At 60.5% G+C, this 7,442-nt stretch carries 9 protein-coding genes; 5 read left to right on the forward strand and 4 right to left on the reverse strand.

Features of this window, described 5'->3' with window-relative positions:
* Positions 1–11: 11 nt before the first annotated feature.
* On the reverse strand, positions 12–758 hold the full coding sequence (locus tag OM960_RS16900) for an RES family NAD+ phosphorylase (protein WP_264772777.1): 747 nt from the start codon (positions 756–758) through the stop codon (positions 12–14).
* On the reverse strand, positions 739–1,128 hold the full coding sequence (locus OM960_RS16905; RefSeq protein WP_264772778.1) for an MbcA/ParS/Xre antitoxin family protein: 390 nt from the start codon (positions 1,126–1,128) through the stop codon (positions 739–741). Before OM960_RS16905 ends, OM960_RS16900 begins: the two co-directional genes overlap by 20 nt.
* Before the next feature lie 155 nt (positions 1,129–1,283).
* On the opposite strand from OM960_RS16905, the gene OM960_RS16910 reads away from it, so the two are divergent.
* Genes OM960_RS16910 through OM960_RS16925 form a run of 4 tightly spaced genes read left to right on the forward strand, consistent with a single transcriptional unit; the run spans position 1,284 to position 4,061 of the window.
* Complete coding sequence (locus OM960_RS16910) at positions 1,284–1,823, forward strand: multiubiquitin domain-containing protein (RefSeq protein WP_264772779.1); 540 nt, start codon at positions 1,284–1,286, stop codon at positions 1,821–1,823.
* Entirely contained in the window at positions 1,820–2,200 is a 381-nt protein-coding gene (locus OM960_RS16915) for an E2/UBC family protein (protein ID WP_264772780.1), read from the forward strand. The genes OM960_RS16910 and OM960_RS16915 overlap by 4 nt, the downstream gene beginning before the upstream one ends.
* Positions 2,197–3,606 (forward strand): ThiF family adenylyltransferase, encoded by a 1,410-nt coding sequence (locus tag OM960_RS16920; protein ID WP_264772781.1) that lies wholly within the window; start codon positions 2,197–2,199, stop codon positions 3,604–3,606. The genes OM960_RS16915 and OM960_RS16920 overlap by 4 nt, the downstream gene beginning before the upstream one ends.
* 5 nt (positions 3,607–3,611) lie before the next feature.
* A complete protein-coding gene (locus OM960_RS16925) occupies positions 3,612–4,061 on the forward strand; it encodes a ubiquitination-like system serine protease family protein (protein WP_490372114.1) in 450 nt (149 codons plus the stop codon).
* A 125-nt stretch (positions 4,062–4,186) separates the two neighbouring features.
* On the opposite strand, the gene OM960_RS16930 is transcribed toward OM960_RS16925, so the two are convergent.
* Together OM960_RS16930 and OM960_RS16935 are read right to left on the reverse strand one after the other, a co-directional pair.
* Entirely contained in the window at positions 4,187–5,245 is a 1,059-nt protein-coding gene (locus tag OM960_RS16930; RefSeq protein ID WP_264772782.1) for an endonuclease domain-containing protein, read from the reverse strand.
* A 266-nt stretch (positions 5,246–5,511) separates the two neighbouring features.
* Positions 5,512–6,180: a hypothetical protein gene (locus tag OM960_RS16935; RefSeq protein ID WP_264772783.1), complete on the reverse strand. Its 669-nt coding sequence runs from the start codon at positions 6,178–6,180 to the stop codon at positions 5,512–5,514.
* A 473-nt stretch (positions 6,181–6,653) separates the two neighbouring features.
* Here OM960_RS16935 and OM960_RS16940 point away from each other — a divergent pair.
* Positions 6,654–7,442 (forward strand): Tn7 transposase TnsA N-terminal domain-containing protein (locus OM960_RS16940; protein WP_264772784.1); only part of this gene is annotated, 789 nt, incomplete at its 3' end.

The raw sequence follows: 7,442 nt of genomic DNA on the forward strand, positions 1-7,442 counted from the left end.
TCGGGCCGTGTTCATGCGGCGAAGAGGTTCTCTTCATGCTTCAACTTGGCCGGATCTATCGAGTTTTGTTCGGTAGGGATGGAGTTGTCGAAATTGTAGATTCTCGAAATCCGCTCGCCGTTCCACTGGAATCGATAGTGCTCACACTGGATGGCTCGACCAAGCACATCACCATTGAGCACCACGATCCGCGTGCCGGTCGGGCGTTCGGAGGTGTGGAAGAGAACTCCATCAAATCGAACGCCCGAATCCAAGCCCATTATTGAATCGCCAAGATCTCGAAGAGTCGGGCCATCAAGCGCACCCGTCACCGTCCTGGCGTCCACAAACCGGCCTTCAACCTTTCGGCGCAGCATTCTCATATCGAGCCCGATCGGATCTTCATTCGTCCGCCCCAAGAACCGCTCCCGTTTTGCGACCGAGACAGCGAGCGCCGTCTGCGGGTCGCCCGACATCTCAAGGCACCGGACAGAATTCGGAAAGAGGACGGTTCCTTCCGGGTTGGGATAGGTGAAGGGCGCGAGGTTCCAGTTCTGGAGCCTCGGGGGGTCACCATCCACGACATACGGCGACTGTCTGGACAGCCTTTCCTTGGCTCGGAGCCGTGGATTCGTTCTGTTCTCGATCGCGGCGACCTCGTCATCCCTGTTCGCCGCAATTCGTTCGAACAGCTCGATCGTCGGGAAGCGCGAGGGGATCAAAAGGTAGAAGTCACTCTGGACAGAGACGATCGGAAATTCAGCCGCCTCGCTGGGCATTTACGTACTCCCGGACCTTGTAGATGTCGGCAACCTGCCCCCCGAGCATGACGTCGAGCGCCGATTGGCCGTCGAAGAACTTGTTCTCCTTCTTTACCCAACTGTCCGCAGCATTGGGGTTGGGTAAGAGGATTTGCAGTGCCTTGTAGATACTCAATAGGTGAGAAATCCTCTCGATTGTGTCGTTGGGTAGGTTGCCGCCGGACTTCCTCCATTTGAAGAAGGTGGATCGGCCTGGTGATCCAAGCAGGGTGATCTGCTCGTCTGTGGATAGTCCCCACATATCTGACAGCCTCGAGAATGCTTCCATCGCGGCTGGAATCCCATTTGCCCCCGCGGCCGCAGCCGACCCGGGTCCCGGTTGTGTCATGATTCTTGCCCTCCCAGTCCAAATATGGACTTGACCTGATCATGAGTCCCAATGCAGACTGTCCACATCGAGACTCATGGACACTATTAGTCCACATGACTCGATATGCAAGTAAAACCCGCCGTTGAGGCGATATCGAGCAAAGGAATGCTGCCATGACGATCGAACCGATAGAAATCGAAGATCTCCTGGCCTGCCTGCGGGCAGGCCGCAAGCCCCGCGATCACGGACCCTACCAGGTGATGGTTGGAGATCATGACCTGAACTACACGACAACGATCATCGATGATCCCGTGCCCACAGGTCGCCAGATCATCGAGGGCGCTGGTCTTCGCAACGCAGAAGACCACCTGGTGTTCCAGGTGCTGCGCAACGGTGAACTCGAAGAACTTCGCCTCGAAGAAACTGCTGACCTGCGATCGGGTGACGTCGAGCGTTTTCTGGTGTTCCCGAGCGCCGCGTCTTTCCGCTTCGACATCGATGGGAAGCGTTTGGAATGGGGGTACAAGGTGATCAGTGGCCTGGTTCTGAAGAGGCTGGCTGGAGTTGATCCGACGAAGTTCGGTATCTGGCAGGTGATCCCCGGACAGGATGACATCCCGATCGGTGACACTGACCTGGTCTGCCTTGCCAGCGATGGCCTCGAACACTTCTTTACTGGGGTGCCCCAGACCACGGAGGGAGGTGTCGTATGAGCCTTCTTCCCCGTCAGGATCGCCGCTACCTTGAGGACCGCGGGATCGCCTTCCGCGAAGCCACATACGGCAACGAAAAGGGCGTGATTCTTTCTGGGATCACACTGCCAGAGGGCAAATACCAGGTGGGTGAGGCGGACATTCTGATCCTGCTACCGACCTCCTATCCGGATGTTGCCCCGGACATGTTCTATGCCCTTCCGCATCTCAGGCTGATGCCAGAACAGCAGCCGCCTCGCTGCACGGAGGCACGCCTAATCTTCGACGGCCAAGACTGGCAACGCTGGTCGCGTCACAATAACCATTGGCGACCCGGAACCGATGGCCTCTGGACAATGGTGAAGCGCGTCGAAGAGGCGCTTGAGGTGGCGCAATGAAAAGGTCGGACGTCATCCTGCAGGAGCGCCACCGTGATCAGATCCAGGCCCTCCTCGCCCATCCCAATGGGATCGAAGGTGCGGCCTACGTGCTCTTCGGGAAGAGTGACATTGCCGTGGACCCGTGGGGCTTGCATCCACGGACACGCTACATGTCCTACGAAGTTGTCGAGATCCCGCAAGAAGATCGGGTCTCCGCCAGTGCCAAGCACGTCACCTGGAATACCAACTCCTTCGCTCGGCTTTGCCGTCGCGCGAAGGAAGAAGGTCTCGTGCCAGCGATCGTCCACAGTCATCCGGATGGATACGACGGATTTTCGCGGCAGGACGATCGCAACGAGCGCGATCTCTTCATCATGGCCCGGAACCGGAATGGCCCGGGCACGCGGCTATTGAGCATCCTTCAAGTGGGAATGGACCTTTACCGCGCACGAGTCTGGGAGGATGAAAGCCATCCCAAGCCATGCCATCGTGTGTCCTGTATCGGATCAGGGATCATCATTCAGGATCTCGCAGAGCCGACACCGTCGGAATTCCATTCGCGCCAAGCTCTGGCATTCGGTCCCGAGGTGAATGTTCGCCTCAAGCAGCTCTCTGTTGCAGTTGTCGGATGTGGCGGTACGGGCAGCCCCGTAGTGCAACTTCTCACTCGACTTGGCGTTGGTCGCATCGTCCTCATCGACGACGACATTGTCGAGCATTCCAATCTGAACCGCCTCCACGGCGCAACGAGAGAGGATGCAGACAACAAGGTGCTGAAAGTGGATGTCATGGCCCGAGAGGCAACGCGAATGGGGCTCGATGTTGAAATCCGCGCTTTGCACGGTCGCGTTGATGCTCCGCATGCACGCGATGCCCTGAAGTCGTGCGACGTCATCTTCGGCTGCACCGATGACCACGCGGGCCGCCTATTTCTGAACCGCCTGTCGCATTTCTATCTGATCCCCGTCATTGATGTTGGGCTGGTTCTGCTGCCGCGCGACGGAGACGAACCTGGGCTGCTCGAAATGGCGGCCCGGGTCAGCGTTCTGTTTCCTACCACCGCCTGTCTCACCTGTCGGGGGACAGTCGATCCGATCAGGGCGCGGGAAGAAGATCTCCGACGTTGCAACCCCGTCGAATTCGAGCGCCAGAAGACGGAGGCCTATGTCCGCGGCGCGGGGAACCCCGCACCGGCGGTCGTCACGTTCACCACCGAGGCCGCGACCATGGCCGTGAATGAGCTTCTCGCCGGCCTCGTTGGCTTCCGGGGGAGCGGTGGGTGGACGTGGCAACGCTACCGTAAGCTCGACATGGCCATCGAACGCACACAGGCAGTTCAGCCACGGGCAGGGTGCCCGATTTGTGGCAAGCAGGAATACTGGGGTCTGGGTGACGTCGAACCGTTTCTCGACAGGATCGGGTGAAAGGTATGGTTGCAGAAATTGTGCGAAAGGGCCTCGAAATCCTTCGGCTCATTCCTCGAAGTGATCTTGTTGCCCAAGTCACCCCAAACCACCCCAGTGCCGAACAGATCCTTCTGGGGCAGATGATCGTGGTTCGGGACGGGGTCGATAAATGGGCCTGCTTTCTGTGCCCCGGTGGGTGCGGTGAAGTGCTCAAATTATCACTGAGCCGGAACCGGCGTCCCAGATGGAAAGTGAACATCGACTGGCTGGCACGACCAACAGCGGCGCCGTCCGTGCGCCAACTGAACGAATGCCGGTGTCACTTTTGGATCCGAAAAGGACGCGTAGAATGGTGTCGGGATAGCGGAAGAAAAGCTCAGCCGATGAAACGGTCCCATTCACATTCTCTACAGTTGGTCGTCGCAACTGCGCAGCTGAAGGGTATTCCATCGCGATCGACCTCAGACACCTGACGCCGCACTACCGCGCAAGACGAGAGCCATGTTGCGACCAAGTCGGCATGTGTGGAGATCAACCGGTTCACCGGAAGATATCACAGGAATGAACTCGCGTGTCACTACATGTCCCGCGCTCCGGGTCAAAAGCCCAGTTCTTCCCGGTACAGGATCTTCTCGTGGGCCTGCGACAGCCAGAGCCGGTCGTCGGCACATGGCGCCGCGGGCGTGTAGGGCCTGGCCTCCGTACCTTCGGCGGCGTGGTATCGACGGATTGCCTCGTTCAGCCGCTGCCAATCCCGGGTCTCGGCGGCATGATGGGCGCGCTTAAGGGCGGCAATCTCGCCGTCGACCCCGGGCTCTTCGCTGCGCGCGAACATTGCCTTGACCGCTTCGGACCGCGCCCGGTCGGCCTTGTCGAACTCCGCCTGTACACGCTCAAAGGCGACCCGTGCCTGGTTCAGCTCCTCGGCGGCTTTCGCGGCCGCGTCGATCTGGCGGCGATGGATCTCCTGCGCCCTGTCATCAAGCCGGTGGATGGTCTGGGCGGTGGCCTGGGCGGCGGCGCCGAGAACCCGGCCGAGCGAGTGGGCAGCATTGCCCGGACGCCAGTCATCCATCGCCTTGTGCAAGGTCTCGGACCTGCGCCGGGATGCCTCGTCGCGTTTCTTGGCAAGCTCGCGGCGGGCGCTGCGCAGCCGCGCGATAGCCTCGCCCGGGTTGTTGAGCGTGACCTTCGCGGGAATGCGCAGGATGTCGTAACCTTGGCTACGGAGCACTCGGTCGCGTCGGCGGTCGTTCTCGACCGCTTCCGGTGCCGAATGCCAGGCGGCGCCATCGATTTCGACGGCAAGGAACCTGTCGACCAGGAAGTCCAGCCGGTAGGGCGGTACCGGCGCCTGGAGCTCCATCACCATGTCCTTGCCGACCAGCCGCCCGTTTTCAGGCACGAGATCAAAGGCCCGGACCGTGGCTTCGAGAAAGGCGGCTTCCGCCGGGGATTCGGTTCGCTCCGAGAAATGCCTGAACCAGTCCGGGTCGCGGGCCGTCAGCCTGGTGTGATCGACATAACCCGGTGGCGTGACATTCGCTGGAGTTGCCCAGTCGATCCAGATCGACCATGCCGCAAGACCCGCGAGCACGAAGGCGAGCGGGAAGACGAGGCCGATCAGGCAGAAGAGAACGACGAAAAGAAGTCTCAACGGCAAGTTCAATTGAAATCCTCTGAAGCAGGGAGGGGAAATGCCCGCGACGGTATCCGCGGGCTCTCGGCCCGGCAATCCCCACAATGCGGTCCGACCGGTCTGCCGACAGCCTTGAAAAGCGGCAAGCCGCCCGAACCAGCCGACGACTGCTCAGGAATGATCCAAAGCTCCGGATTTTAGCCCGGACAGAATCCGCGAAATAGTCTTGAACTGGGTGGCGCGGATGGATGTCCGCCTGTCTCTCGCGAAAGAGCCCGGCCACATCAGAACCCCCGGGCCGCCATGCAGGCCTCGAAGCCGACCGTGTCACGATCCTTGTCCAGGATCGCGCCACACGCGTCGAGGGTGTTGATGCAGGCCCTGTTCAGACCGTTCGCGGAACAGCTTTGCACTCGCCCGATTAAGGTCGCCGCAAGGATCTTCGCCCAGTCCCGCTCGGCCTGGTCGACTTCGGTCTCGATTGTCAGCGCCTGTGCGATGACGGGCGGAGCGCCATCGAGCATCCAGTCCGTGTCGACGGTGCGGCCGTCATCGAGGAAGAAGCGAGCATGGAGCCGGTCGCTGTCGAGCAGGTTGCGCAGTGTCCCACGCGTCGGCGCAGGCTCCTGGCCATGCCAGATCAGGTCGCGGACCGACAGGCCGTCTGTTCGACCCTTTTCGACGAACCGGCCTGGCACGATCTCGGCCTCGATTTCCACGCTGTCCATTGTGCCCGGCCGGATCATCAGCACGCGCCCCTCGGCGGGGAGCCTGTCGAATGTCGAGGGCGGCAGCGCGTAATAGGCCCGCACCCGGCCGTCCGCACTGCGGAAGATCGCGAAGCTGTAGCCATCATCGTTTACAACGCGCGCAGCGGGAACGACCTCGCCAACGAACGGATCCTGCCATGCTTCGACAAGTTCCCAAGGCGAGGCGATGGCTGTGCGGGACACGAGCGCCGAAACGGCGCAAAGGGTGAAAAGGACTATACGAAGCATGAGCCAGAACCAGCAATTTCAATCCGCCTGGCGCACCATGTCACCGCGGTTGGCCAAAGGAAACTCGAAACACGCTGGGCGCGCGTGCATATCCGCCCGCACCGCCCGTCCCGGCGCGCGCTTTAGGTCACGGCGGGTTCCGTCGTGCATGGTGGCACGGTCGGCACTCCTGGCGGAGCACGATCTGGGTCGGCTTCCGTTCATCCCGAAGTGAGCACGGCGCGCCACTAAACGAGACACTTCGGTCGCGTACGGATCGTTGGAGCAACAACCACACAGGATAGCCACTTCCGCAGAAACTCCTGCATATCCGAAGACGTCTCTACTCGGTATTTTGTCTGCCTTTCTGGCACTTAGCCCGAATTTCGCCTTTTTCTTTTGAAAAGACGCGCGCATTCTCGCTTTGGTTGAGAATGGGGGCTCACGAGATGTTCGACGACGATCGTCCTGCACCGGCGCGTGTCATTCACGCTCTCGGTCTTCAGAAGAAGGTCAACCTTCTGTCCGGAACCAAGATGTCCGGGGTGAATCAGCTTGAAAGCATGCTGGAATCGAACGTCGCGATCGCGGCGGAGGTCGACCCGCGGGTGATAAAAATCGAGTGCCAGCCCGTCACCTTCGACCTCAACACCGGCCGCGAATACGCCGCCAAGCAGGATCTCGTGTCGACCGGACACGATCGCGGTTACAAACCTTGGGTCTACACCCCGGACTTCCGCTTCACGCTCCGGGACGGCAGCACGATCTTCGTAGAGGGAAAAGGCACGCGCTGGCTGGGGAGGCACGAAGATTTTCCTCAGGTGATCGCCGCAGTGCGCGGTCTCGGCCATCGCATCGAGATGGTGACCGAAGGGCTTTTCCCTGACACACTCGTCCGCAATCTGAGGCTCCTTAAACCGCATGTCGGATCAACCGAGTGCATGCCAGAATGGTCCCGCGAGCCGGTGGCGGCAGATCACCCTTTGCCTGCGCGTCGCCTCCTCGAAGCGACATCCCTGACGCAGCGCCATCTTTTCCTCGGCTTGTTGCGCGGGATCTTCTCCTGCGATCTCGCGGTCGTTCCTCTCGGTCCGAAGGCCCTGATTCATTTCGGCAACGGCGATTGTCAACGGCGGCGTAAAAACCGTCCACGTGGCGGAGCAAAACTCGGCCAGTTGAGCGTGCATGTCGTTGAGTGTGGGGAACGCGTCGCGCCCCGGCAGACGCGCTCTTCACAT

This window comes from Defluviimonas salinarum (assembly GCF_026013545.1).
In the GTDB taxonomy this organism is placed as follows: domain Bacteria; phylum Pseudomonadota; class Alphaproteobacteria; order Rhodobacterales; family Rhodobacteraceae; genus Albidovulum; species Albidovulum salinarum.

Excerpts from the sequence above, each read along its gene's own strand:
- OM960_RS16915 (WP_264772780.1), top strand. The coding sequence starts at position 1,820 with ATGAGCCTTCTTCCCCGTCAGGATCGCCGCTACCTTGAGGACCGCGGG.
- OM960_RS16900 (WP_264772777.1), bottom strand. The coding sequence starts at position 758 with ATGCCCAGCGAGGCGGCTGAATTTCCGATCGTCTCTGTCCAGAGTGAC.
- OM960_RS16925 (WP_490372114.1), top strand. The coding sequence starts at position 3,612 with ATGGTTGCAGAAATTGTGCGAAAGGGCCTCGAAATCCTTCGGCTCATT.
- OM960_RS16905 (WP_264772778.1), bottom strand. The coding sequence starts at position 1,128 with ATGACACAACCGGGACCCGGGTCGGCTGCGGCCGCGGGGGCAAATGGG.
- OM960_RS16910 (WP_264772779.1), top strand. The coding sequence starts at position 1,284 with ATGACGATCGAACCGATAGAAATCGAAGATCTCCTGGCCTGCCTGCGG.
- OM960_RS16920 (WP_264772781.1), top strand. The coding sequence starts at position 2,197 with ATGAAAAGGTCGGACGTCATCCTGCAGGAGCGCCACCGTGATCAGATC.